Here is a 23,503-nt window from a genome sequence, read left to right on the forward strand (position 1 = left end):
TCCTTTGGGTTATTCGTGAAAAGGCGCCACAGTTTCGCGCCGCCCCAGCATAAATGCGTCCGCCACATGTAATAGCGGGCTGACATCAACATCGGATTGGCCCGTCTCAATCAGCTCGGCAAAACGGTGATAGAGACCGGGGTATTCGCCTGCTTCGGGGACCTGTTGGGGCTGGCCGTTGATCGTCATCTTTGCGCCGCCGTCAGTCAGTTTTAGCTGGCCATCCGTTGTCTCGACCGTGATGTTCCACGTCTGTGGACCCTCTTGTAGCCAGTCGAAATCGGCGGCAACCGTCATGCCTGCTGGCCCTGCAAAGTGCAGATCAGCGGCAATCGGCGTCTCGCGATTTTCGGGGAACTTCAAAACAGCATCTGTCAGGTGGACGGGGTTCGGCAAGATTTCGGTCATAATCGACAGGGCATTAATGCCGGGATCGAACACACCCAGACCACCGGCTTGCCATATCCATTCTTGACCCGGATGCCAGCGGCGCACGTCTTCTTTCCAGTCGATTTGAACATGGGTAATTTGCCGATCAGACAGCCAACCACGCGCTGCAGGGACCGCCGCCGCGTAGCGCGAATGCCAAGTCGCAAACAAGGTGACGCCTTTGGCCTTTGCCAAGTGCTCTAGCTTGCGGACTTCGCTGACGGTGGCGCCGGGGGGCTTTTCCAGCATCGTATGCTTGCCCGCGATGATCGACTTGACCGCAATTTCATAACGCGGCTGAGGCGGCATACATAGCGACAGTGCGGAAATATCGGCACGCGCGGCCAGCAGCCCCGCAATATCGGTGAAATTCTCAACGCCATCGACACCGCCAGAGCGGCTGACGGTCGCCGCAAGCTCCATCGTGTCGTTGCCAGCAATCGCTGGAATATGTTGATCGCGGGCAATTTTGCCAACGCCGAGAATTGCAATCTTAGTGGCTGTCACGGGGTACCTCGTTTCCACGTTGTCCTTTGAGAACGTCAAAGTCCGCACCTGTGTCCGCGCCTTCGACGTGATCCAGATACAACCGTGAATACCCGCCGACCACCGCGTTTTTCGGCGCGGACCAAGCAGCCAGCCGGGTGGCAAGCTCGTCTTCGCTGATATCAAGGTGAATGCGTCGGGCGGCGACATCTAGTTCAATCATATCGCCGTTTTGCACGACGGCCAAAGGACCACCCGCCGCGGCCTCGGGCGCAGTGTGGAGAACAACGGTGCCATAGGCGGTGCCCGACATACGCGCATCGGAAATACGGACCATGTCGGTGATGCCCTTCTTGAGCACCTTGGGCGGAAGCCCCATGTTGCCGACCTCTGACATGCCCGGATAGCCTTTGGGGCCGCAGTTCTTTAGAACCATGACGCAGCTCTCATCAATGTCGAGCGCGTCATCGTTGATCTTGGCCTTGTAGTCGTCGATGTCCTCAAACACGACCGCGCGACCACGGTGTTTCATCAGATGTGGGCTGGCGGCTGATGGCTTGAGCACAGCACCTTTGGGCGCAAGATTACCACGCAACACCGCGATCCCGCCCGAGGCGGCAAGCGCCTTTTCGACCGGCAAGATCACGTCTTCGTTCCAATTGGTCGCGTCTTTGACCTCGTCCCAGATACCACCACCCGAAACCGTCAGCGCATCTTTATGCAGCAATCCAGCCTCACCCAGTCGCTTAAGCACAACAGGCAGGCCCCCTGCGTAAAAGAATTCTTCCATCAAGTATTTGCCGGATGGCATCAGGTTCACAATCGTCGGCACATCACGTCCGCAGCGATCCCAATCATCGAGTGTCAGGTCAACGCCCACGCGTCCGGCCATTGCAAGCAAATGAATCACAGCGTTGGTTGAGCCCCCAATCGCACCGTTGGTGCGGATGGCGTTTTCAAATGCTTGTTTGGTCATGATATCGGACGGTTTTAGGTCATCTTTGACCATCTGTACGATCCGGCGACCTGTCATCTGCGCCATCACCTTGCGCCGACTATCCACGCCGGGAATCGCGGCATTACCTGACAGCGCCATGCCCAGCGCCTCGGCCATTGATGCCATGGTCGAGGCCGTGCCCATCGTATTGCAAGTCCCCGAAGACCGGCTCATGGCTTGTTCAGCTTCGAGGAAATCTTCCTTGGTCATTTTGCCAGCTTTGATGTCCTCTGACATCTGCCAGAGCGCGGTGCCTGACCCAACGCGTTCACCCCTGAACCAACCATTCAGCATAGGCCCGCCAGTGACAACGATTGACGGAATATCAGTGCTCGCCGCACCCATCATCAGGCTTGGCGTTGTCTTGTCGCACCCAACCAAAAGCACGGCACCATCAATGGGCTGGGCGCGCATGACTTCCTCGACCGCCATCGCGGCAAGGTTGCGGTACATCATCGCAGTGGGGCGAAACGTGTTTTCTGAGGCGCTAAAAACGGGGACTTCGACCGGGAAACCGCCTGCCTCCCAGACGCCCGCTTTGACCTTTTCGGCCAGTTCACGCAAATGGCCGTTGCATGGGGTCAGCTCTGACCACGTGTTCAGAATGCCGATCACCGGGCGACCGTCGAACAGATCATGCGGATAGCCCTGATTTTTCAGCCAGCCCCGATGATAAATGTTATCGCGTGACGTGCCGCCATACCATTCTTGGGACCGAAGCTTGCGGGGCCATTTTGCCGGGGTAAAGGTCATTTGCGGCTCCTAGAGTTTGCGAACTGCCACAGCACCAGCGACGGCAGGGGCGGTGGACATAGGGTTACGCAATGGCAGGCCAAAAGCGGGTGCGCCGATTTCAAATACATCACCGTCTTGTGGCACTACGCCATCAGCGAAAGAGAGGGTCGCTGTGCCGAACATATGCACATGGACATCACCCGGCTGGCAAAACACATCGTATTTGAAATGATGGTGTTCCAGATTGGCAATCGTGTGCGACATGTTCTCTTCTCCGGACAGGAAGGGCTTTTCGAATATCACCTGATCACCCCGGATGATTTTGCTGACGCCTTCGACACTATTGGGCAGATCCCCCACCAGCAGTTCTGGCCCCACGGAACAGGGTCGCAATTTCGAATGCGCGAGATACAAATAGTTTTGGCGCTCGGTCACGTGGTCCGAAAATTCATTGGCAAGAGCAAAGCCCAACCGAAACGGCGTGCCGTCAGCACCAATGATATAGAGCCCAGCAAGTTCAGGTTCTTCGCCGCCATCCAAAGCAAACGAGGGGGACACCAATGGCGCGCCCGGCGCGACCAAGGCGGCACCTGTGCCTTTGTAGAACCATTCAGGTTGCACACCCACCTGTCCCGCATCTGGTTTGCCGCTTTCGACGCCCAAACGAAACATCTTCATGGAATCCGTTTCTTCGTCGGCTTTCGCATGCATTGACGCACGGGTTGAGGCGGACCCAAGGTGCGTGAGCCCCGTACCCGTCAGATGCAAATGCGCGGGATCAGGATGGGTAAGCGGCGGCAGCAAATGTCCCTCAGCGTAAAGCGCGTCTAGGTCAACCGCCGCGCCCAATCCGACCTGCGCGATATGCGCATGTAGGGTGGTGCCATTTGCCACGCAGTCCATTGCCATTTCATAGAGCGATTGGTTTGATTTCACCTCAAAGGCTTCGGTTCCGTCGCGTGCGACCACCTGAATTTGACCATCAGGTTTGCGGTATTGTGAAATGAGCATCCGCTTAGCCTTTCTTTTTGTTCATCACGTCAAAAACAACGGCAGCCAGCAGAACAAGCCCCTTGATCACTTGCTGCCAGTCAATCCCGATCCCAAGGATCGACATTCCGTTGTTCATAACACCCATGATAAAGGCACCGATCACAGCACCCACGACCGTACCAACGCCGCCAGCCATTGACGCGCCGCCAATAAACACAGCCGCAATCACGTCTAGCTCAAAGCCCAAGCCCGCCTTGGGGGTTGCCGTGTTCAACCGCGCGGCAAACACCAGCCCCGCAAGCGCGGCCAAGACACCCATGTTCGCAAAGGTGAAAAAGGTCAGCTTTTTGCTGTTGATACCCGACAGCATCGCCGCCTTTTCATTGCCGCCGATGGCATAGATCCGGCGCCCCATCGTCGTGCGTGAGGTGACGAACGAATACACAGCAATCAGCAATGCCATCACAATGAAAACATTCGGCAAGCCTCGGAAATCGGCCATCAGCCAGCTCATGTAGATTAGCGCAATAAAGATCAGCGCGTTCTTGGCTGCAAAGAACAGAAATGGTTCTTCGATGCTTCCGGTTTTGGCGGCCTCCATCCGGCTACGCACGGCGAGCCCAACAATGATCAGCGCCACAAGCACACCGATAAAGAGTGAGAAAAGATTTAGATCTTCGCCCCCAAATAAATCGGGGATAAAGCCCGACGCGATCAGTTGAAACTGCTTGGGGAACGGGCCAACGGATTGGCCTGCCAGCAACCACAGGGTCAGCCCCTTGAACACCAGCATCCCAGCCAAAGTCACGATGAAAGACGGAATCCGCAAATAGGCGATCCAGAACCCTTGCGCCATTCCAATCAGGCCGCCAGCGATCAAGCATAGGATCGCCGCAATCGGATAGGGAATATCCCAATTCACTATCATCACAGCGGCCAACGCACCGATGAATCCCATTACGGAGCCAACCGACAAATCAATATGCCCGGCAACAATGACCAGCAGCATCCCGACGGCCATGATAATGATGTAGGAATTTTGCAGGATCAGGTTGGTTAGGTTTACCGGCTTGAGCAGAATGCCGTCTGTCGTAATCTGAAAGAAGATCATAATCGCAACCAGTGCGAACAGAATGCCGTATTCCCGCATGTGACTACGCAAGAATGACCAGCTGGATTTGACCTCGATATTGGGCTGATCGTGAACAGAGTTTGTGGTTGCCTGGGTCATGCCTGGTCCCCTGATTTAATGATAGTGGCCATGATTTTTTCTTGCGAAGCGTCCTCGGTCGGCATTTCGCCCACAAAACGGCCTTCGTTCATGACATAAAGTCGGTCGGTAATGCCCAGAAGTTCGGGCAACTCAGAAGAGATCACGATGATCGCTTTGCCAGATGCGGCCAACTCGCGGATCACGGTGTAGATTTCGAATTTCGCGCCAACATCAATACCACGTGTTGGTTCATCTAGGATCAGCACATCAGGATCCGAAAACAGCCATTTCGACAGGACGACTTTTTGCTGATTGCCGCCTGATAGGTTCACCGTCTCTTGTTCAATCGAACTGGATTTAATGTTTAATCGGTCGCGATATTGGTTGCCAACTGCCGCTTCTTTGGCGCTGTTGACGACGATCCCATTGGCCACACCTTCGAGATCAGCAAGCGGCACGTTGCGCCGGATCGTATCATCTAAAACAAGGCCGTAGGTCTTGCGATCTTCTGTCGCGTAGGCAAGCCCGGCGTTGATCGCGCTGCGCACGTTGGGCATCTGCACAGGTGTGCCATTCATCAGCACCTCACCCCGGATATTTGCGCCGTAACTGCCGCCAAACAGTGACATCGCCAGCTCTGTCCGGCCTGCCCCCATAAGGCCCGCAATGCCCAGAACCTCGCCCTTTTTCACGTTGAACGAGACATCTTTGACCACCTCGCGCTCTGCGTGAAGCGGATGGGTCACGCACCAGTTCTTGACCTCCATCGCGATCTCATCACGCGCATGTGGGATGCGTGGCGGATAGCGATCATCAAGCGAACGCCCAACCATATCGCGGATAATATCGTCTTCGCTTATGCCCGCACTGCAATCCAACCGCGACACGGCAGTGCCGTCACGGATCACTGTAATCGTATCGGCGACGCGCGAAATTTCGTTCAGTTTGTGCGAAATCAGGATCGAGGTAATGCCCCGCGCTTTGAACTCGAGCAGCAGGTCCAGCAGCTTTTCACTGTCGGTTTCATTAAGCGACGACGTCGGTTCATCCAAAATCAAAAGACGCACGTTTTTCGACAGCGCTTTGGCAATTTCGACCAATTGCTGCTTACCAAGACCCAAGTTGTCGACAATTGTGTCGGGGTGTTCGTGTAAACCAACGCGCTCTAGAACTTCGGCGGCACCTTCGCGGGTTTGGCGCCAATCAATCACGCCACGTTGCGCGCGCTCATTTCCCAAAAAGATATTCTCGGCCACAGACAAGAGCGGAACCAGCGCCAGTTCTTGGTGGATGATGATGATGCCGTCGCTTTCGCTATCGCGGATACTGCCAAAGCTTTTGACTTCGCCATCATAGACAATATCGCCTGTGTAGCTGCCATGCGGGTAAACACCCGAAAGCACCTTCATGAGGGTCGATTTACCCGCTCCGTTTTCACCAACTAGGGCGTGAATTTCGCCTTCGGCCACAGAGAGGCTCACCTGATCGAGCGCTTTGACACCGGGAAATTCCTTGGTGATGGCGCGCATTTCTAAGATTGTAGACATTCAAATTGCTCTCGTATGAGCTGAAAGAGGTGGTTCCCGCCGAAAGATTTGGGAACAAGCGGGAACCAAGTTGGCGGCAGGCAGGGTACCCGCCACCAGGGAGACACGGTTACTCGATCTGATCTGCGGTGTAGTAACCGCCGTCGATCAGTACGGATTCCCAGTTTTCGACAGTCACAGCGACCGGCTCTAGCAGGTACGATGGAACAACTTTGACGCCGTTATCGTATGTCGTGGTGTCGTTGATTTCCGGCTCACCATCGTTCAGCAGCGCCTCGACCATACCCACGGTGACACGGGCAAGTTCGCGCGTATCTTTAAAGATGGTTGAGTATTGCTCGCCCGCGATCATGGATTTGACCGATGGCACCTCGGCGTCTTGGCCAGATACAATTGGCATCAACATATCGCCGGAACCATATCCAACGCCCTTGAGCGAAGACAGAATCCCGATCGACAGACCGTCATAAGGTGATAGCACCCCGTGGACTTTTGCATCGGTGTAGTTTGCAGACAAAAGGTTATCCATGCGCGCCTGCGCCACAGATCCGTCCCAGCGCAAAGTACCAACAGTATCCATACCCATCTGGCCAGACTGGATCACGATATCACCTGAATCGATCAGCGGCTGCAGTACAGACATCGCGCCATCATAAAAGAAATAGGCGTTGTTATCGTCTGGGCTGCCACCAAATAGCTCGACATTCCACGGCTTTTCATTTGGGAACCGCGCGTTCAGGCCGTCAACAACAGTCGTCGCCTGCTGGACGCCCACCTTAAAGTTATCGAATGTCGCATAGTAGCTGACATCGCCACTGTCTCGGATCAAGCGGTCATAGGCCACAACTTCGATGTCTGATGCCGCGGCATTTGCCAGCGCATTCGACAGTGTCGTGCCATCAATCGCAGCGATTACCAAAACATCCACACCTTTGGTGATCATGTTTTCGATCTGCGCAAGCTGGTTGGGAATGTCATCTTCTGCGTATTGCAGATCAACTTCATAGCCTGCGGCCTCGAACTGCTGCACCATGTTTTCGCCATCAGCAATCCAGCGTGCCGAAGATTTCGTTGGCATCGCAATTCCAACAAATCCCGCGTCCTGCGCAATCGCGCTCGATCCAAACGCAACCAACGCGGTGGTCGCGAGAATAGTCTTAAAACCAGTCATTTCTTTCCTCCCTAGCGCATCGCAGCAGGTCAATCACGCTCGATGCGATCTGCGTATGTGCCCGTGTGCAGAGTCAATTCTCCATCCCCAACGCAAACGGCACGGGCGGCACAGTCGCAATCTTTGTCATTGCAATCAAATCAGGAATCAGCCACTGGATATATCAAATATGGTATGAATAGGCCCACCCGATGACGAATACAGCAGGCAAAACAGCGCGGCTAATCCAGCGCGGATTGCGGTTTTCGCAACTACGGCTAATCGTGGGTATCGCTGACACGGGACAAATTTCGACGGCGGCACAGCAGCTTGGCATGACACAACCCGCCGCATCGCGGTTGCTGTCAGAGCTGGAAAAAACAGCGGATTGCAAGCTCTATGAACGCCACCCGCGCGGGGTCACACTGACCGAAGCTGGGGTTCTGCTTGCCGCGCATGCGCGCACAACATTGCAAGAGCTCGACAATGCCTATGATGAAATCGCGCTGATCAATAGCGGTGCACGTGGGGTGGTGCGGATCGGCACTGTGACGGGGCCGGGGCTTGAGATTATTTTGCCAATCGTCCGCGAACTACGTGTGACCTACCCCGACATTGAATTCGATGTTCTGGTGGACACGTCTGACAAACTATCCGAGGCCTTGCTGAGCCATGATCTCGATTTCTATATCGGGCGGCTGTTGGGAAATACGGACCCGCGCAGTGTGACCATGCGCCCAATTGGCCCAGAACCCGTCGCGCTGGTTGTCAGGAATGATCACCCGCTGTTACGCAAAGCTGATCTCTCGCTCGAGGATTGCCTTGCTTATGATTGGGTCATGCAGGCACCCAATGGGTTGATGCGTTCCGCCACAGAACACTATCTGCTAGAGCACGGGCACAAGCCGCCCGCCCGCGTGCTCAGCACCTCTTCGCTCTTGCTGACGCTAGGATTGGTCAGCGACACCAATGCGATTGCGCCCATTGCCCGCTCGGTGGCTGAACTGTTTATCAACCCCAAGCAACTGGGCGCGAACCTAAAGGTTTTGAACGTCGCAAACGATATGACAGTGCGGGCCTATTCACTTGTTCAACGGCGCGGCTCTGACCCAAGTCCCGCCGTGCGCCGGGTTTTACAGCAACTCGAAATTCGTCTCGATCAGATATCGTAGTTTTCGAACTCTGCGAGCAACACAGTTTCTGGCGGGATATCGGATAGGTCAACGTCTTGCTCGGCCAACCAGCCATCAAGGTGCCTGAACAAATCGGCGCATGTCAATTGAACAGGCCGAAACCGCGCATTCCACGGACCCGGTTCATAGTTTCCGTCACGATCAAACTGTCCCCCATTCCAATCGTCCCACGGGGCAGCAGGATTGATATGCCGGCCAATACCTGATCGCAAAATCACACATTTTCCAACGGCCTCTAACGTGGCACGGCTAATCGTTCCGGTTGGCGGGGTGTATTCCGATTGCTCTGCGATAATGCACTGGTAGCCCGGAACCGTTGGGGTGCCGTAGGGCGTGGCGCGCACGGCCTCGAACCACTGACGCCCCAGACTAAAGCGACCAGCGTGTGCGTTGTCGCTGTTATCATGGGCAAAAGTGCAGTGATCAAAAACGAACCCAAATGGCGTCCGAATATTCGTGCTGGGCGCCGCGACCCAGGAATGTAACGCCCGTGACCCGCGCGAGACTATTGTACAGGCCGTGAAATATGCGGTCGTCTGTCCAAAGATAAAATCCACATCCCCTGCAATCTTGCAGCCCCGAAAATACGAACGCACCGTTGTAAACGGCGCAGGTGATTTCAGATAAAGCGTGTCCTGATAGCTTTCGAGGTTCAAGTTTTCGCAATGCACACGGTCTGCGCCTGCCACCAGCAGCGCTACGGCCTGATGCTGCCCGGTGCTTTGCTGAAATGCCGCGCGCGTTTTTCCTGTCTCGTCATCGGCAGGCAGCCGATCTGCGTTGTAGGTATTTTTCAAAGTCAAATGCCGCAGCTGGCAATCGTCGTTTTCGATCCGCAGAACCGAGGCATTCGCCGTCGTGATTTTATCCTTACCCGCGATCCGATCAAAGATTGCGCGGATCGATACGTGATGATCCCGAAATCGCTCTGAAAACCGCTGATGGTATTCGTCCCCCGGCATTTCTGCGTCGATATCTGCACATATCACAGTTTTGGCTGGGTCAGGGTGTACGCCAAACAGGGTAAATGGCACCGATTGCCCATTCCATCTCAGTGATGGAACGTAAACCGGCCCCTCGTATACGCCGGGTTCAAGACCGATATATATCCGCTCGGCCCCTGCGCATTCAGTAACGGCGCGGTTGATCACCTCGGCAAGCCCGACATCTGGCGTCGCGATATACTTGGGCGTTACCATTTGATGCCCTGCCATAAACGCGTCATCCCATGGGTGCCACGGGTCATCACGTTCGTTCCCTGCGCGGCCGGTCTTGCCCAAGACAATTTCCGGCGCATAATCAGCGGCTTGCACTGGGGTAAGCTGGGGTCTGTATTTATGAACCAACGGCTTTGGCCTTATTCGCCTCGAGTGACAGAGCAAAGGTTGTGATCAGGGGCGAAACACCTTTTGGGTCGTCGGTACAAACCCGTTCGCTCACGTAATATTCGGCCGTGCCGTCACGATAGCGCCCTTCAAACGGGCCAAGGCCTGCAACCCAACACATATCATACATCTCGAGCTGGCCGTCGGCACGACGGCGCACGGTTTGATCCAGCAAAGTATCAATCAGCCCGTCATAGATCGGTGGCACGATTCCCAGACGCGATGCCTTGACCAACGCATAAACGAACATCGCAGATGCCGAGGATTCTTGATAGTTTCCGGCAAGATCGGGGCGGTCGATAACCTGCAACCACAACCCATCGGGCTGCCGCAGAGCATAGATATTCTCAAGCAATGCGATTGTATCTTGGCGAAGCGGGGCAAATTCGGCCTCGGTAACCATTTCGGCTAAATCAACCAGTGCCATCGCTACCCAGCCGATCGCGCGCGACCAGAACGCTGGCGAATGCCCAGTTTCCTTGTCCGCCCAAGGCTGCATGCGTGCCTCGTCAAAGGCATGGGCAAACAGCCCAGTTCCCGGAACACGCGTATGCTGCAAGGCCGTTGCGACTTGGGTCAATGAATCCGCGACCAAAGCCTGATCGCCGCGCGCCTTGCCATAGCCGACCTGAAACGTCGGCCCCATATAAAGACCGTCCAACCAGATCTGCCAAGGATAGCGTAACTTGTGCCAGTAAACGCCAGATTTGGTGCGCGGGTGATGTTGCAATTGCAGCGCCAGATAGTCAGCCGCTGTCATATATTTAGGATCACCTGTCTGGGCATGTAGATACAACAGCGCCCGCCCAGATAGGATATGATCAATGTTGTATTCAGACGGATCATACCCAACGGGCAGGGACGCATCCGTCAACTGACCATCGACCAATCGCTGAAGATGCGCGAGCCAGCGGTCCTCGCCGGTTGCCTGATGCATTGCCTCGAGGCCGCGATAGACCAGCCCGTCTTCGTAGCACCAAGACCCACCTTTATAATATTGGTGGTCTCTGGCGTATGCGTCGAAATATTCGGTGAGCATGGCTACATATCCTCTTGCGAAAGAAGCGTCAGGTCGCCGTCCAACCTGGCAAATTCGGTGATAATTCCGGCATGGCGTTCGGGGCTGACGTGGCTGGCCATCAGGGGTACGCCCGGCGTTGCGTCAGGATCGTATGACACCCAGAAGCCATCAATAGAGATCCCAGAAATGGGTGCCTCGGGCAGCCCCAAGAGAGCAGCAGCAGCATGCTGCACGCCCTTGGCCATTACGTTCTTGAGCGAAATATCAGTGATCAATGGGGTCGTTTCGTCCACGGGCGCTGGTTCACGCGATTGGACGGCCTCACTGCGCCCATCTGGATCACAGAAATAGAACGCATTGACCGCAAGCGGCGTTGCCACGCCTTCCATATGCACCATATCAAGCGCGATCCGCGCGACCTTACCCCCGCGACCACGACGGGTCTTGATCCGGACACCGCGGTCCGTCCCGATAAAGCTGCAACGGCTGATCGCGACATCTGTGATGTCTCCGCTCATCTCTGAACCCAGCACCACGGCACCGTGCCCACGCTCCATCAAGCAATTGCGGATATTGAGGCCAGTCGTCGGCGCGAGGTGATTGTTTTCGCCCTGACGGCGTTTACCCGATTTGACTGCGATACAGTCGTCGCCAACCGTGATGCGTAAACCAACGACCTGTGTGTCCACACAGCTTTCGGGGTTGAATCCATCTGTATTCGGGCTGTCGGGCGGGTTTTGGATAAACATCGCTGCAGCCGTCAGTTTCTGACAGTGGAACGGATGCACCGTCCACGACGGAGAATTTGCAACGGTAATCCCGCTTAAGGTTACGTTCTGGCAATGGGCCAAGAACAGCGTGCGCGGGCGGCGGGCCCCATCGCGGGTTTCTTTGGGCCAATCCCACCAGTCGCCACGATCACCGCCACCATCAATCCGGCCCAGTCCGGTAATTGTCAGATTCTGACAACCGATGGCGGTCACGGGCGCGGCAAAGCTATCTTCGGGGAGGCCTTCCCATGTTCCGACGTTTACACCTTGGTCATTCCACGCGGGCAGAATTGGCCAACCTGCACGATCACCGGGTGCTGCGATTTCTGCTCCGTGAGCGAGGTAAAGCGTCATATCGCTGCGCAAAAATATTGGCCTTGAGACATACCGCCCCGGCGGCACATAGAGCGTCCCACCGATGGGCACGGCCGAGATGGCATTGGCAAATGCTTCTGCATTATCGGCCAATCCAACATCCGCTCCGTGATCGGTAATATCCACCAGCCCGCTACAGGGGGCTGTTTGGAATGTCGCGACACCTTTGCCAGTTCGGAGCTCGTAATTCGTATCAGGCTCTAACCCATCCAAAACCACCGGTACTGTATTGGCCGCACCTGTTTGGACCGGGTCATTGCCAGCCTTGGCCAAGGACCACGCGATCGGTTCTTGCAGGTGATAGAGCGCCACGTTTGGCGCGAGCAGTACCGTAGCCGTGCGCGAGGTCACGGCAATGATTTCTATTGCAGACATGGGTTTGCCAATTTGGTTTGTGGGATGGCGCCGCATCGTCGCGGCGCCATCAATCGGTTATTTATTTGATGTCAGCGAGCGCTTCTTCGATCCCGTAAAGCATGTCGTCAGCCGCTGTTTCCGCGTCGATTTCACCGTAGGCAAATAGCTCTAGGTTATCGGTCATCGCTGAACGCACATCTGGGTGCTCCATGAATGGGTGGATCGCTGGGCCTTCGGCGTCCAAAACAAGCTGCTGTGCCGCAGTCTGTTCCGGCTTAATCGCACCTGCATCGCTCAGCAGGGCTTTGGCCGCGCTAGAGCTAGGAACACCGCGCGCCGTTGCCATTGCGGCCACGCCTTCGGGCTCGTTTAGCAGGCAATTCAACACCTCGGCAGCCGCCTGTTGATGCTCCGAATTAGCCGAGATCGAGAACACCATCGACGATTTGCGATAGATGCCCTCGGTCTGCTGGCCATCCTGGGAGAGGATGCCTGTGTAGACGATCTCTTGGCCTTCATCCAAAGGATCAGAGATTTTGAAATAGGTTGAATCCCACTGGTAAGTGCCCGCGATTTCGCCGCGCGACCAACGCGGGTTTTCGTGCAGCGCAACGTTGCCCGCCGCGGCGCGGTCACGCCAGCTTTCGATCACGTGGTTGTCGACCATTGCTTGATACATCTCGATAGCATCAACCAGTTCTTCTTTGGTCCACATGATTTCGTTGGTGGCCGGATCGATGAGTGGCTTGCCTGTCTTTTGCGTACCGTAAAGCGTGATGATCAACGACGCGTCCAGACCTGCGGCCTCGAACGGATAGAAATCTTCGCCCAGTTGATCGCGGAAAACAGGGCCTGCAGCCATCAGTTCATCCCATGTCGTCGGAACCTCAAGACCCGCCTGAGCATAGGTGCCAGGGTTAAAGACAAAGAGGCGCCCCGTCGTCGAAACCGATAGGCCGTTCAGCGCACCGTTCATTGTGCCCGCTTCGATCTGCGCGGCATCCCAGCTGCTCAGGTCGATGGTGTCAGCATAAGCGTTCATATCGGCAAAGCCCGTGCCGTCAGCCGACAAGATTGGCAGCCAAGGCCAGTTGATTTGCATGATGTCTGCTTCGGTGCCGCCAGCAACTTGGGTGACCACCTTCTCAAAGTGCCCGGACCAACCTGTGAATTCTGGGCTAATCGTGTGGCCGTGCTTGGTGCCGCAAACCTCTAGCGCGGCTTGCGTTGCCGCGTGACGGCTATCGCCACCCCACCAGCTCATGCGGAGCTCCTCTGCGCCAGCGGACCCGGCCAAGATGGTCGAGGTTAGCGCAACCCCCAGAAGTGTCTTCATATGCGTCATTTGGTTTCCTCCCTTTGACGTTATTGAGCCAGCGACACGTTCTCCCCACTGGCCTTATCGAAAATATGCATTTGGGTGCCGGTCGGGCGCAGGCCCACACGGTCACCACGTTGTAATTTCAGGTCAAATTGCGACGTTGGAACGACCGCGATAAAGGATGCTTCGCCGACAGTGACGTGCACATTGACCTCGTGCCCCATGAATTCGATGTTGTGGATTGTCCCGGAAAAGGCGTTTTCCTCTCCGTCAGGGGTCAGCGTCATGTGCTGCGGACGGATACCCATTGTCACCGGGCCGGGCGCGGCGTTCAAACGCGCTGCTAGATCAGCAGGTGCCGTGATCGTCTGCCCCGCGAGCGTCAGTTTCGCCCCGCCATCCAATGATAGTTCTGCATCAGCGAGGTTCATTTCGGGCATGCCAATAAACCCTGCAACAAAGGCATTCGCTGGCTTTTCATATAGCGTCACAGGATCTGCGACCTGCATGATATGACCGTCTTTCATCACACAAATCCGGTCGCCCATTGTCATGGCTTCAACCTGATCGTGGGTCACGTAGATCACGGTCGCGGGGCGACCCTCTTCGCGCAGCCGTTTATGCAGATCCGTGATGCGAACGCGCATTGACGCACGTAGTTTTGCATCAAGGTTCGACAGCGGTTCATCGAACAAAAACACCTCTGGGCTTTTGATCAGGGCACGCCCCACGGCGACACGTTGAGCCTGTCCGCCTGACAATTGCTTGGGCAAACGATCCAAGAGTTCGTCAATCTCAAGAATACCCGATACCTCACCGGTCGATTCCTCGATCTCGTCCTTTGGCTTGCGTTTTAGCTTTAGCCCGAATGACAGGTTCTTGCGGACCTTCATATGTGGGTAGAGCGCGTAGTTCTGGAACACCATCGCGATACCGCGTTTGCCGGGTGTCAGGTCGTTGATGATCTTATCGCCGATCCGGATCTCTCCGCCCGAGATGGTCTCTAGCCCGGCAATCATGCGTAGCGTCGTGGATTTGGCACAGCCCGATGGCCCGACCAGCACCATAAATTCACCGTCTTTCACATCAAGATCAATGCCGTGGACGGCCTTGAACCCATTGCCATACATTTTTTCGACGGATTTTAGTTGCAGTTCAGCCATTAGCCTTTGACCCCCCCGGTCGAGATGCCTTCGATGAAGTATTTTTGTGCCATGAAGAACACGAACAGTGACGGCGCGAGCGCCAGACAGGACATCGCCAAAATCTGGTTCCAAGCAAACGCCTCGGTCGTGTCGATGGACAGTTTCAGCGCAAGGCTGATCGGATAGTTTTCAACCGATGACAGGTAAATCAACGGCCCAAGAAAATCGTTCATCGTCCACATGAACTGGAACAAACACACCGAAATCAACGCCGGCATCAGCATCGGCACAACGATATAAATCAAGGTTTGCAGTGTATTTGCACCGTCAACGCGGGCGGCTTCTTCCATGTCGCGCGGGATCGCACGCAGGAACTGGATCAGCATAAAGACAAAGAACGCATCACCCGCCAGCGCCGATGGCACCCAAAGCGGCAGAAAGCTGTCCAACCAACCGATGTCGCGAAAAAGCAGATATTGCGGAATGCGTGTGACCACGTTGGGCAGCAATAGTGTCGCGATCACAGTCGAAAAGATGATCTTTTTGAACGGAAAGTCGAACCGCGCAAAACCATAGGCCACCAGGGTGCATGAAATCGCTGTGCCGATCATCTTGGGAATGATGATCAGCATCGAGTTCCCAAAGAATTTCGCAAACGTATAGGGCGTCGAGGTTTGCCAACCATCGATATAGCCCTGCACGGTCGGTTCCTTGGGCCAAAACGATGGGCTCGAGAAAATCTCGGCGTTGGTTTTGAATGATGCACCAAACATCCAGACCAATGGGTAAACCATGATCAATCCGACAATGATCAACAGGCTATAACGAAAGGTCGATGATACACGTGCCCGGCGGCGCTGTTTTTCCATATTCGCAAGGGTATCTGCGCTGATTTGTGGAATAGCTGTCATGCGCTTAGCTCCTCTTGTCGCCGGCGTAGTAGACCCATTTCTTTGATGACCAGAAGGCGATCGACGTCAGGACCATGATGATTACGAAAAGCACCCAAGCAATCGCGCTGGCGTAGCCCATGTCAAAGCTCTTGAAGGCCTTGTCATAAATATAAAGCGGCAACAGATAGGTCGATTTCAGCGGGCCGCCTTCGGTGATGATGTAGGGGCCATTGAATTCTTGGAACGCCTGCACCGTCTGCATAATCAGGTTGAAAAAGATAACAGGTGTGATCAGCGGCAGCGTAATGTAGCGGAACAACTGCCATTTGTTCGCGCCATCAATCGACGCGGCCTCGTACAGGGATTTATCGACGGACTGCAGCGCAGCGAGGAAAATCACCATCGCAGAGCCGAACTGCCAACAGCGCAACAGACTGATAGTGAACAATGCGTTTTCCGGGTCACCGAACCAGTTGACGGCTTCAAAACCCAAGCCCTCAAGCATCATGTTCACCAGGCCCGTATCCGCAAAGATATAGCGCCACAGAACCGCAATCGCGATAGATCCACCCAAAATCGACGGCACGTAAAACGCAGTCCGAAACAGCCCAATCGCGCGTAGCCGATAGTTCAGGATCACCGCAATGAACAAGGCAAAGGCCAGCTTTAACGGCACAGTCATAAACACATAGGTCAAAGTGACCTTGAGCGACTTGTCAAAAGTCCGGTCACGCGTGAACAATTTTTTATAGTTATCGAGGCCCGTCCATTCCGGCTTGGACAACAAATCGTAGTCCGTAAAACTCAGGTAAAACGACGCCACAAAAGGAAATGCTGTAAATAGCAGAAGTCCGATGACATAGGGCGCAACATACCAAAGCCCCAGATATTTACTGTCACCACCCATTTACGCGGCCTCCTCAACTAGTTCTTTCGGTAGGTGCGCTGCGGTTGCAGTGACCATGTCCCGATAAAGCGCGCGTGCACGGCTGTCGTCCAGTGGGGCGACCAAAGGATCGCTACGGAATAGATCAAACAACACGTCAAAATCTGACGAAGTCACCGCATCGAGCAACGCGGTCTGCCGACCAACGTGATCTGCTACAATTTTGTGCAGTTCCTCTGGCAGTTTACCCGCGACCATCGGGGTAATCCCCATCCCGGAAAAGACCGCATTGGTTTCAACAATCGCATTTTCTGGCAGACCGATCATCTGCCCCTTGTTTGGCAGGTTCACATTGGAAATATACGTGCCCAGCCCCATCACGGCAGCGATTTGATCAACCAATGCCTCGTCAGATCGGGCGGGTTGCGGAGGCTTTTTGCCACTAACCAGATCAGCGGCATTCTCGCGCTTTTGCTCTTGGTAGCGGACACGATAATCCACCGGGGTCAACCCAAAGCTCCACCCTGCGGGATCGGCCAAATACACATTATGTGGAACAAATTCGGCAAGGTGGCGATCACCTGCAGCGGCGGGTATGCCATACCGGCGCATCAGATCAAATTTGACCCGGCTGCGGTCGCCAAAATACCATTCGTGTTCGTCGTCTGGGTGGGGTTCGGTTTCGACCCAACCGGAATTGATATGACGCTTTGCAAAGTCCTGATAGGCGGGCAACATATCGTCGCCGTTCAGCGCAATCTGATCAACAAATGTAAAGTGATTGATCCCCAACACGTTTACTTGAACGTCGCGGTGGCTCCAACGGGTGCGGCCCTCGCGTTGATTTGCAATCCACGCAACCTGTTTGCGCAGCTTGGTCACCTCGTGACATTCGCCCCAGCATTTGATCTCTGGGAACGCACGATAAAGCGCGCCAGTCAGAACGCTCATCGGGTTGGTCAAATTGCAGACAAACGCATGTGGCGTGAATGCCTCGATCGCGCGCCCGATTTCGGTAAGCATCGGAATCGCACGCAAAGCACGCACAAATCCACCCGGCCCAACGGTATCGCCAACGGCCTGACTGATACCATAGCTGGCGGGAATCTCGATATCCTGCGCCATATCCGAAAACTGCCCCGGCAAGATCGACACAACTACAATATCGGCCCCGGTCAGCGCCTCTTGCAGCGAACCGGCAACCACATATTTCGTTGGCGTTCCCTCTGAAACGGCAGCAAATCGTTCGCCCATCTTGGCGTTGCGCGCGGCAGCTTCGGCGTTGATATCGTAAAGGCGCACCTCGGCGCGTAGGCGTGTGTCTTGTGCCAGATCTGCCATCAACTTGGGCGCCCAATTCAAAGACCCCCCGCCAATATAGGCAATACACACGGGAACCCCGTGTTCGGAATTATTCATGCGCAATATCCCTTACCCATCGTCCGCGATAGCCCGCGGCAACGGATAAGGCTCCTCCCCTACTGCAAATTCAAGCGAATTATGCAGACGAATTACCATCTTGCTGCTATGTTAGTCTGGCAGTCGAAATCTCTGAATGAACAGTTTGCAACAAAAAGATGGATAAAAACGAACATTCCCTATTATCCGCCATGCCCGTGCAGGCGTTTTCGCTCAAACTGGCGCGCACCACCATCCGCATGCACCACACTCCAAGCTGGAAAATTAACAAGGTCAACCCGGACCACGACCTTATTATTTGCCTCACCGGGCGCGCGCATTACGATCTTAACGGCGAGGAAACAGTTCTCGAACCTGGGATGGCAATGCTCATCCCCGCCTATCAGAGATTTCAAGGACGATATGCAGGTTCCGGCGAAACGCTGACTGGTGTTGCCCAGCATTTTTCACTTGAGCTATTTGGACGCGGTGATGTGGTGGGACAGATGGATCTGCGCCGTTGCGTTCAACTTAGCAATTGGGACATGCTTGAACCGCTTGTGCGGCATTTTCGCAATACGCCACAGGGGACGGCAACAACATTGGCCGCGCACCACCAGTTTATGGTGCTACTGCTGGCCTATCTGGATGACGCGCTAATTGGATGGCGTACAGCCGCACGTGCGCCTCATGACCAAGATCAGCTTTCGCTGCAAATCATGCTCACCGCGTCGCGACTTGCCGCTGATCCAGTTGGTGCTGGTGCCCTGAACGAAGCGTTAGAAGCTGTGCCTTATAACCCCGATTATTTTCGGCGCGCCTTTCGCGACAGGATCGGGCTGACCCCGCAAAAATACCGCGAACTCAAACGGATGGAATTTGCGGTCAACCGGCTGGGGGTCGGGCTTTCGGTCAAAGAAGTTGCGGCAGAGTTAGGGTATTCTGATCCCTACTTCTTTAGCCGCATGTTCAAACAATACATCGGCGCGAGCCCATCACGTTATCGTTGGGCGGGCTCGGCACCTATTGAGCTGGACGAAAACGCCTAGGCCGTGTGTGAAAGCGCTGCAATCACGCCGCGCAATTCGGCAAGACCACGCAGCCGCCCGATCATTGGATACCCCGGAAACGTACCGCCGCCGATATCGGTCAGCAGTTCATGCCCGTGATCCGGTCGGAACGGAATATTGTGATCAGCGCGACCAGCCTCCAAACGGCGTTTTTCCTCGGTCAGTAGAACCTTGGTCAAAGCAACCATATCGGTATCACCGTCCAAATGCGCAGCTTCTTCGAATGCGCCATCGGGATCTTTGCGGACATTGCGCAGATGCGCAAAGTGGATCCGGTCGGCGTGGGCAGCTGCAATTGCAGGCACGTCATTTACCGGATTTGCACCCAACGACCCCGAACACAACGTCAATCCGTTGGCATCGCTGTCGTTCGCATCCATGATCCAGTCAATATCGGCGGCACTGGATACGATCCGAGGCAAGCCCAGGATATCACGCGGCGGATCATCAGGATGCACACACATCCGCATGCCCAATTCCTCGGCCGTGGGAATTACCTCATCAAGAAAGCGCTTGTAGTTACCGCGCAAAGCCGCGCGATCTAGCCCTTCGTACAGCTTCAACGCATCACGCAATCCATCCACATCATAGCGATCGTAGGCACCCGGCAGCCCAGACATGATCGCATGAAGCAAAGCATCTCGGTCAGCGGTGATCGACTGATCGAACCACGCCTTTGCCCGGTCTTGGACATCTTGCGGATAGTCATCTTTGGCTGCTTCACGCCCCAGCATGTGAATTTCAAAGGCAGCCATGCGATATGCCTCAAACCGGAGGCATGTACCCCCACGTGCAACAGGCGCGGCGAGATCTGTGCGCGTCCAATCCAGAAGCGGCATGAAGTTGTAGCAGATGACCTTTACACCTGCGGCAGCCAAATTGGCCATCGACTGACGATAATTCGCGAATAGCTGGCTCAGGTCGCCCTCGCCACGTTTGATCCGTTCGTGAATCGGCAGGCTTTCGACCACCACCCAATCAAATCCCGCTGCGCGAATTTGATCAGCGCGGGCATTGATCGCCTCAGATTGCCACACCTCGCCATAGGGCACCTCGTGTAGCGCATTTACAATGCCCGTGGCCCCGGTCTGGGCGATTTCGGGCAAGGTGATCTTGTCGTATGGTCCGTACCAGCGCCAGCTTTCCTGCATCAGCGAAACCCCTGAACTGTTGCGGCAGCGCCATCGTGGACCAACCGCAAAAACGCCTGCGTCACCGCATTACGGAACACCGCATTTGCAGCGAGATCAGGGGCAAACACATCGTCAATCGCCAACAAAGCAGCAATTTTCTGTTCCGGGTCATCACTGCTGTCGTAGGCTGCGCGCAAACGATCGGCGAGCGGATCTTTGACATCAATCGCTGCACCCTTTTCATCAATGCCACCAATGTAACGCATCCAACCGGCGACGGCCAACGCGAGCCCCGGAATATCACGCCCGGCAGCGAGGTTGTCGGCAACTGTACCCAACAAACGCTGAGGCAGTTTTTGCGAACCATCCATGGCAATCTGCCATGTCCGGTGCCGAATGGCGGGGTTGTGGTAACGCTCTAGCAGCGCGGCACAATACGCCATCAAATCTTCGCCTTCGGGCTGCGGAACTGTCGGCGTGATTTCATTTTTCCACAGCGCGTTGATAAGATTTGCAAACGCGGGGTCGGCAACCGTATCTGCGATGGTCTCGTACCCCGCCAAATACCCGAGATACGCCAGCGTAGAGTGCGTCCCATTCAGACAGCGCAATTTCATCAGTTCAAAGGCTTCTACGTCGCGCACCAATTGGGCACCGACACCACCCCAATCGGGTCGTTCATCGCCAACAAAGTCGTCTTGGATCACCCATTGCCGAAATGGTTCATGCATCACGCAAGCATTGTCGATGTAACCCTGCGCAGTCGCCAGAGCGGCGATATCTGTCGGAGTTGTCGCAGGTGTAATCCGGTCAACCATGGTTGCCGGGAACCGCCCAAATTGTTCAATCCATGCAGCCAATTCAGGATCAAGCGCGCGCGCAAACCCCATCACAACGCCACGTGTCAGTGGGCCGTTATTCGGCAGGTTATCACATGGCATAAAGGTAAAGGGCGCATGCCCTGCAAGGCGACGGCGGTTCAACGCGTGTACGACAAACCCAATCGCCGAACGCGGGCTATCCGAGTTTTTCAAATCATGCGCAATATCGGGATGGTCTAGCAACAGATCGCCCGTTGCCGGATTATGGCAGTAGCCTTTCTCTGTAATCGTGGTCGAGACAATCTTGACCCCTGGATCAGCCATCGCTTCAAGCACAGCTTGGGGGTTTTCGGGTGCGACCAAGACATCATCGATAACCTCAACGATGGTGTATTCTGCGCCCTCTGGGGCCAGCTTTGCCGCTGTATATGCGCAACCTTGGGGTTTTAGTTTATCGCGAATGTCCGTGCTGCGTAGACTGACGGTCAAAATCCCCCAATCGCCACCGGACTTGGCAATCGCCTCGGCCGTAAAGGGGGCATTAAAGGCACGAAAAAATGCGCCCGGCCCGAGGTGGACAATCCCAACCTTGGGGCGCGGGGCATCAGAGCGTTGTAAATTTGGTTCAGCGGGCAAGCCAACCTCCATCGACATTCAATACTGCACCATGCACATAGTCAGCAGCCGAAGAAGCAAGGAAAACAGCAGCGCCACCCATATCAGAGGCATCACCCCACCGACCAGCGGGAATGCGATCTAGGATCGCTTTGTTCCGTTCTTCGTCCGCACGCAAAGCCGTGGTATTGTTAGTCGAAATATAGCCGGGGGCCAGCGCATTCACGTTGATACCCTTAGCCGCCCATTCATTCGCCATCAGCTTGGTCAGGCCCGCAACGCCATGTTTGGATGCCGTATAGGATGGAACGCGAATGCCCCCCTGAAACGACAACAGCGAAGCGATATTCACGATCTTGCCACCAGTTCCGCGCGCCAAAGCTGCTTTGGCAAAGGCTTGGCAGGTAAAGAACACTGCCTTGAGGTTCACGTCCATCACGTCGTCCCAGTCGGACTCAGTAAAATCAACACAATCGTCGCGGCGAATAATGCCCGCGTTATTCACCAGAATGTCGATCTGCTGCTCTGCAAACACGTCACGTGCAGCCATCGGATCTGCGAAATCAAGCTTGAGCGCGGTGCCATTTGGCACCAGCGCAAGCGTTTCATCCATGCCAGAACGCCCGGCGCAGACAACCTGCGCCCCGGCATTGCCAAGTGCGACAGCAATTGCCTGACCAATGCCTGTGTTCGCACCAGTCACCAGCGCGCGCTTTCCTGTCAGATCGAACGGGTTCACCGCAAATCCTCCATCGCGATAAAGTCCATATCGGTGAAATCTACGTTATCACCGGCCATTGCCCAGCAGAACGTATAGGACCCCGTACCTGCCCCACAGTGGATCGACCAAGGTGGCGAAATGATCGCCTCTTCGTTGGCGATAACCATATGGCGCGTCTCGGATGGCTCACCCATGAAATGGAACACGCGCTGGTCAGCATCGACATCGAAATACAGATAGGCCTCCATGCGGCGATCATGCACGTGTGCAGGCATCGTGTTCCACAACGAACCCGGCTTGAACTGCGTGTACCCCATGAGCAACTGACAGCTCTTGCAGACCTCGGGGTGGAGCACTTGGATAATTACACGCTCGTTGGCCTGGTCGCGTGTGCCCATCTCAACGCGGCGTGCGTCGGATTCCTTAATGTGGGTAGTTGGATAGCTTTGGTGCGCTGGGGCGGACAGGATGTAGAACCGTCCTGCACCGGAAAATGTCACCGCGCCACCGCCCATGCCGACGTACAATACCTCGCCTTTGGCTAGGGTGTAGGTTGTACCATCTACAGCGACATCACCGGGTTCACCAATATTGAGAACGGCCATCTCACGACGTTCGAGGAACGTTTTAGTACCCGTTTCAGCAGCGTGTTCCAGCGTCAGCGGACCCTTTGCTGGCACGGCGGACCCAAGTATCAGGCGGTCATAGTGGCTATAGACCAGACGGATTTCGTCATCCGCAAACAGATCACCAACATGGAAATGGCTGCGAAGCCCTTCGGTATCCAGCGTTTTGGACGTTGCCGGATCAATCGCATAGCGAGTTTCAGTTTTCAGCATGGGAGGTTCC

Annotated in this window: 20 protein-coding genes; 2 read left to right on the forward strand and 18 right to left on the reverse strand. The window is 55.2% G+C overall.

What is annotated here, in order from left to right:
* Nucleotides 1-9: 9 nt before the first annotated feature.
* The 6 genes from TW80_RS00780 to chvE all read right to left on the reverse strand — a co-directional run bounded on the left by TW80_RS00780 (nucleotide 10) and on the right by chvE (nucleotide 7,571).
* Nucleotides 10-936 (reverse strand): Gfo/Idh/MocA family protein, encoded by a 927-nt coding sequence (locus TW80_RS00780; RefSeq protein WP_045995451.1) that lies wholly within the window; start codon nucleotides 934-936, stop codon nucleotides 10-12.
* A complete protein-coding gene (gene araD, locus TW80_RS00785; RefSeq protein ID WP_045995452.1) occupies nucleotides 923-2,665 on the reverse strand; it encodes an L-arabinonate dehydratase in 1,743 nt (580 codons plus the stop codon). The genes TW80_RS00780 and araD overlap by 14 nt, the downstream gene beginning before the upstream one ends.
* 9 nt (nucleotides 2,666-2,674) lie before the next feature.
* Nucleotides 2,675-3,658, reverse strand: a complete 984-nt coding sequence (gene araD1, locus TW80_RS00790) for an AraD1 family protein (RefSeq protein ID WP_045995453.1) — start codon at nucleotides 3,656-3,658, stop codon at nucleotides 2,675-2,677.
* Nucleotides 3,659-3,662: 4 nt separating this feature from the next.
* Entirely contained in the window at nucleotides 3,663-4,871 is a 1,209-nt protein-coding gene (mmsB, locus tag TW80_RS00795) for a multiple monosaccharide ABC transporter permease (RefSeq protein ID WP_045995454.1), read from the reverse strand.
* Entirely contained in the window at nucleotides 4,868-6,400 is a 1,533-nt protein-coding gene (gene mmsA, locus TW80_RS00800) for a multiple monosaccharide ABC transporter ATP-binding protein (RefSeq protein ID WP_045995455.1), read from the reverse strand. Before mmsA ends, mmsB begins: the two co-directional genes overlap by 4 nt.
* Before the next feature lie 109 nt (nucleotides 6,401-6,509).
* Complete coding sequence (gene chvE / locus TW80_RS00805) at nucleotides 6,510-7,571, reverse strand: multiple monosaccharide ABC transporter substrate-binding protein (RefSeq protein WP_045995456.1); 1,062 nt, start codon at nucleotides 7,569-7,571, stop codon at nucleotides 6,510-6,512.
* Between the two features lie 191 nt (nucleotides 7,572-7,762).
* Between chvE and TW80_RS00810 the strand changes: the two genes are divergently transcribed.
* Entirely contained in the window at nucleotides 7,763-8,722 is a 960-nt protein-coding gene (locus TW80_RS00810; protein WP_045995457.1) for a LysR family transcriptional regulator, read from the forward strand.
* On the opposite strand, the gene TW80_RS00815 is transcribed toward TW80_RS00810, so the two are convergent.
* From TW80_RS00815 to TW80_RS00850, 8 genes are all read right to left on the reverse strand, one after another.
* On the reverse strand, nucleotides 8,710-10,089 hold the full coding sequence (locus tag TW80_RS00815) for a pectinesterase family protein (RefSeq protein ID WP_052700849.1): 1,380 nt from the start codon (nucleotides 10,087-10,089) through the stop codon (nucleotides 8,710-8,712). The genes TW80_RS00810 and TW80_RS00815 overlap by 13 nt on opposite strands.
* Nucleotides 10,079-11,167: a glycoside hydrolase family 88/105 protein gene (locus tag TW80_RS00820; RefSeq protein ID WP_045995458.1), complete on the reverse strand. Its 1,089-nt coding sequence runs from the start codon at nucleotides 11,165-11,167 to the stop codon at nucleotides 10,079-10,081. The genes TW80_RS00815 and TW80_RS00820 overlap by 11 nt, the downstream gene beginning before the upstream one ends.
* A gap of 2 nt (nucleotides 11,168-11,169) precedes the next feature.
* A complete protein-coding gene (gene pglA, locus TW80_RS00825; RefSeq protein WP_045995524.1) occupies nucleotides 11,170-12,669 on the reverse strand; it encodes a polygalacturonase PglA in 1,500 nt (499 codons plus the stop codon).
* A 61-nt stretch (nucleotides 12,670-12,730) separates the two neighbouring features.
* On the reverse strand, nucleotides 12,731-13,996 hold the full coding sequence (locus TW80_RS00830; RefSeq protein WP_045995459.1) for an ABC transporter substrate-binding protein: 1,266 nt from the start codon (nucleotides 13,994-13,996) through the stop codon (nucleotides 12,731-12,733).
* 20 nt (nucleotides 13,997-14,016) lie between these two features.
* Nucleotides 14,017-15,135 carry an ABC transporter ATP-binding protein gene (locus TW80_RS00835; RefSeq protein ID WP_045995460.1) on the reverse strand — a complete coding sequence of 373 codons (1,119 nt, stop codon included), beginning with the start codon at nucleotides 15,133-15,135 and terminating at the stop codon, nucleotides 14,017-14,019.
* Nucleotides 15,135-16,028, reverse strand: a complete 894-nt coding sequence (locus TW80_RS00840) for a carbohydrate ABC transporter permease (RefSeq protein ID WP_045995461.1) — start codon at nucleotides 16,026-16,028, stop codon at nucleotides 15,135-15,137. The genes TW80_RS00835 and TW80_RS00840 overlap by 1 nt, the downstream gene beginning before the upstream one ends.
* A 4-nt stretch (nucleotides 16,029-16,032) precedes the next feature.
* A complete protein-coding gene (locus TW80_RS00845; protein WP_045995462.1) occupies nucleotides 16,033-16,917 on the reverse strand; it encodes a carbohydrate ABC transporter permease in 885 nt (294 codons plus the stop codon).
* Nucleotides 16,918-18,315: a family 4 glycosyl hydrolase gene (locus tag TW80_RS00850; protein ID WP_045995463.1), complete on the reverse strand. Its 1,398-nt coding sequence runs from the start codon at nucleotides 18,313-18,315 to the stop codon at nucleotides 16,918-16,920.
* A gap of 158 nt (nucleotides 18,316-18,473) precedes the next feature.
* On the opposite strand from TW80_RS00850, the gene TW80_RS00855 reads away from it, so the two are divergent.
* Entirely contained in the window at nucleotides 18,474-19,343 is an 870-nt protein-coding gene (locus TW80_RS00855; protein ID WP_045995464.1) for a helix-turn-helix domain-containing protein, read from the forward strand.
* On the opposite strand, the gene uxuA is transcribed toward TW80_RS00855, so the two are convergent.
* Genes uxuA through kduI form a run of 4 tightly spaced genes read right to left on the reverse strand, consistent with a single transcriptional unit; the run spans nucleotide 19,340 to nucleotide 23,493 of the window.
* The gene (gene uxuA / locus TW80_RS00860; RefSeq protein WP_045995465.1) at nucleotides 19,340-20,515 is read right to left on the reverse strand and encodes a mannonate dehydratase; all 1,176 of its coding nucleotides are present in this window, start codon (nucleotides 20,513-20,515) and stop codon (nucleotides 19,340-19,342) included. The two genes, TW80_RS00855 and uxuA, sit on opposite strands and share 4 nt — an antisense overlap.
* The gene (locus TW80_RS00865; RefSeq protein ID WP_045995466.1) at nucleotides 20,515-21,966 is read right to left on the reverse strand and encodes a mannitol dehydrogenase family protein; all 1,452 of its coding nucleotides are present in this window, start codon (nucleotides 21,964-21,966) and stop codon (nucleotides 20,515-20,517) included. The genes uxuA and TW80_RS00865 overlap by 1 nt, the downstream gene beginning before the upstream one ends.
* Nucleotides 21,944-22,672, reverse strand: coding sequence for a 2-dehydro-3-deoxy-D-gluconate 5-dehydrogenase KduD (gene kduD / locus TW80_RS00870; RefSeq protein WP_045995467.1), 729 nt, complete (start codon nucleotides 22,670-22,672; stop codon nucleotides 21,944-21,946). Before kduD ends, TW80_RS00865 begins: the two co-directional genes overlap by 23 nt.
* Nucleotides 22,669-23,493, reverse strand: coding sequence for a 5-dehydro-4-deoxy-D-glucuronate isomerase (kduI, locus tag TW80_RS00875; protein WP_045995468.1), 825 nt, complete (start codon nucleotides 23,491-23,493; stop codon nucleotides 22,669-22,671). Before kduI ends, kduD begins: the two co-directional genes overlap by 4 nt.
* Nucleotides 23,494-23,503: the final 10 nt, after the last annotated feature.

Origin of the sequence: Loktanella sp. S4079 (assembly GCF_000967725.1) — a bacterium.
GTDB lineage: Bacteria > Pseudomonadota > Alphaproteobacteria > Rhodobacterales > Rhodobacteraceae > Yoonia.

Excerpts from the sequence above, each read along its gene's own strand:
- TW80_RS00840 (WP_045995461.1), bottom strand. The coding sequence starts at position 16,028 with ATGACAGCTATTCCACAAATCAGCGCAGATACCCTTGCGAATATGGAA.
- araD1 (WP_045995453.1), bottom strand. The coding sequence starts at position 3,658 with ATGCTCATTTCACAATACCGCAAACCTGATGGTCAAATTCAGGTGGTC.
- TW80_RS00855 (WP_045995464.1), top strand. The coding sequence starts at position 18,474 with ATGGATAAAAACGAACATTCCCTATTATCCGCCATGCCCGTGCAGGCG.
- TW80_RS00835 (WP_045995460.1), bottom strand. The coding sequence starts at position 15,135 with ATGGCTGAACTGCAACTAAAATCCGTCGAAAAAATGTATGGCAATGGG.
- araD (WP_045995452.1), bottom strand. The coding sequence starts at position 2,665 with ATGACCTTTACCCCGGCAAAATGGCCCCGCAAGCTTCGGTCCCAAGAA.
- TW80_RS00810 (WP_045995457.1), top strand. The coding sequence starts at position 7,763 with ATGACGAATACAGCAGGCAAAACAGCGCGGCTAATCCAGCGCGGATTG.
- TW80_RS00865 (WP_045995466.1), bottom strand. The coding sequence starts at position 21,966 with ATGGAGGTTGGCTTGCCCGCTGAACCAAATTTACAACGCTCTGATGCC.
- TW80_RS00830 (WP_045995459.1), bottom strand. The coding sequence starts at position 13,996 with ATGACGCATATGAAGACACTTCTGGGGGTTGCGCTAACCTCGACCATC.
- kduI (WP_045995468.1), bottom strand. The coding sequence starts at position 23,493 with ATGCTGAAAACTGAAACTCGCTATGCGATTGATCCGGCAACGTCCAAA.
- TW80_RS00850 (WP_045995463.1), bottom strand. The coding sequence starts at position 18,315 with ATGAATAATTCCGAACACGGGGTTCCCGTGTGTATTGCCTATATTGGC.
- mmsA (WP_045995455.1), bottom strand. The coding sequence starts at position 6,400 with ATGTCTACAATCTTAGAAATGCGCGCCATCACCAAGGAATTTCCCGGT.
- TW80_RS00845 (WP_045995462.1), bottom strand. The coding sequence starts at position 16,917 with ATGGGTGGTGACAGTAAATATCTGGGGCTTTGGTATGTTGCGCCCTAT.
- TW80_RS00820 (WP_045995458.1), bottom strand. The coding sequence starts at position 11,167 with ATGCTCACCGAATATTTCGACGCATACGCCAGAGACCACCAATATTAT.
- mmsB (WP_045995454.1), bottom strand. The coding sequence starts at position 4,871 with ATGACCCAGGCAACCACAAACTCTGTTCACGATCAGCCCAATATCGAG.
- chvE (WP_045995456.1), bottom strand. The coding sequence starts at position 7,571 with ATGACTGGTTTTAAGACTATTCTCGCGACCACCGCGTTGGTTGCGTTT.
- uxuA (WP_045995465.1), bottom strand. The coding sequence starts at position 20,515 with ATGCAGGAAAGCTGGCGCTGGTACGGACCATACGACAAGATCACCTTG.
- pglA (WP_045995524.1), bottom strand. The coding sequence starts at position 12,669 with ATGTCTGCAATAGAAATCATTGCCGTGACCTCGCGCACGGCTACGGTA.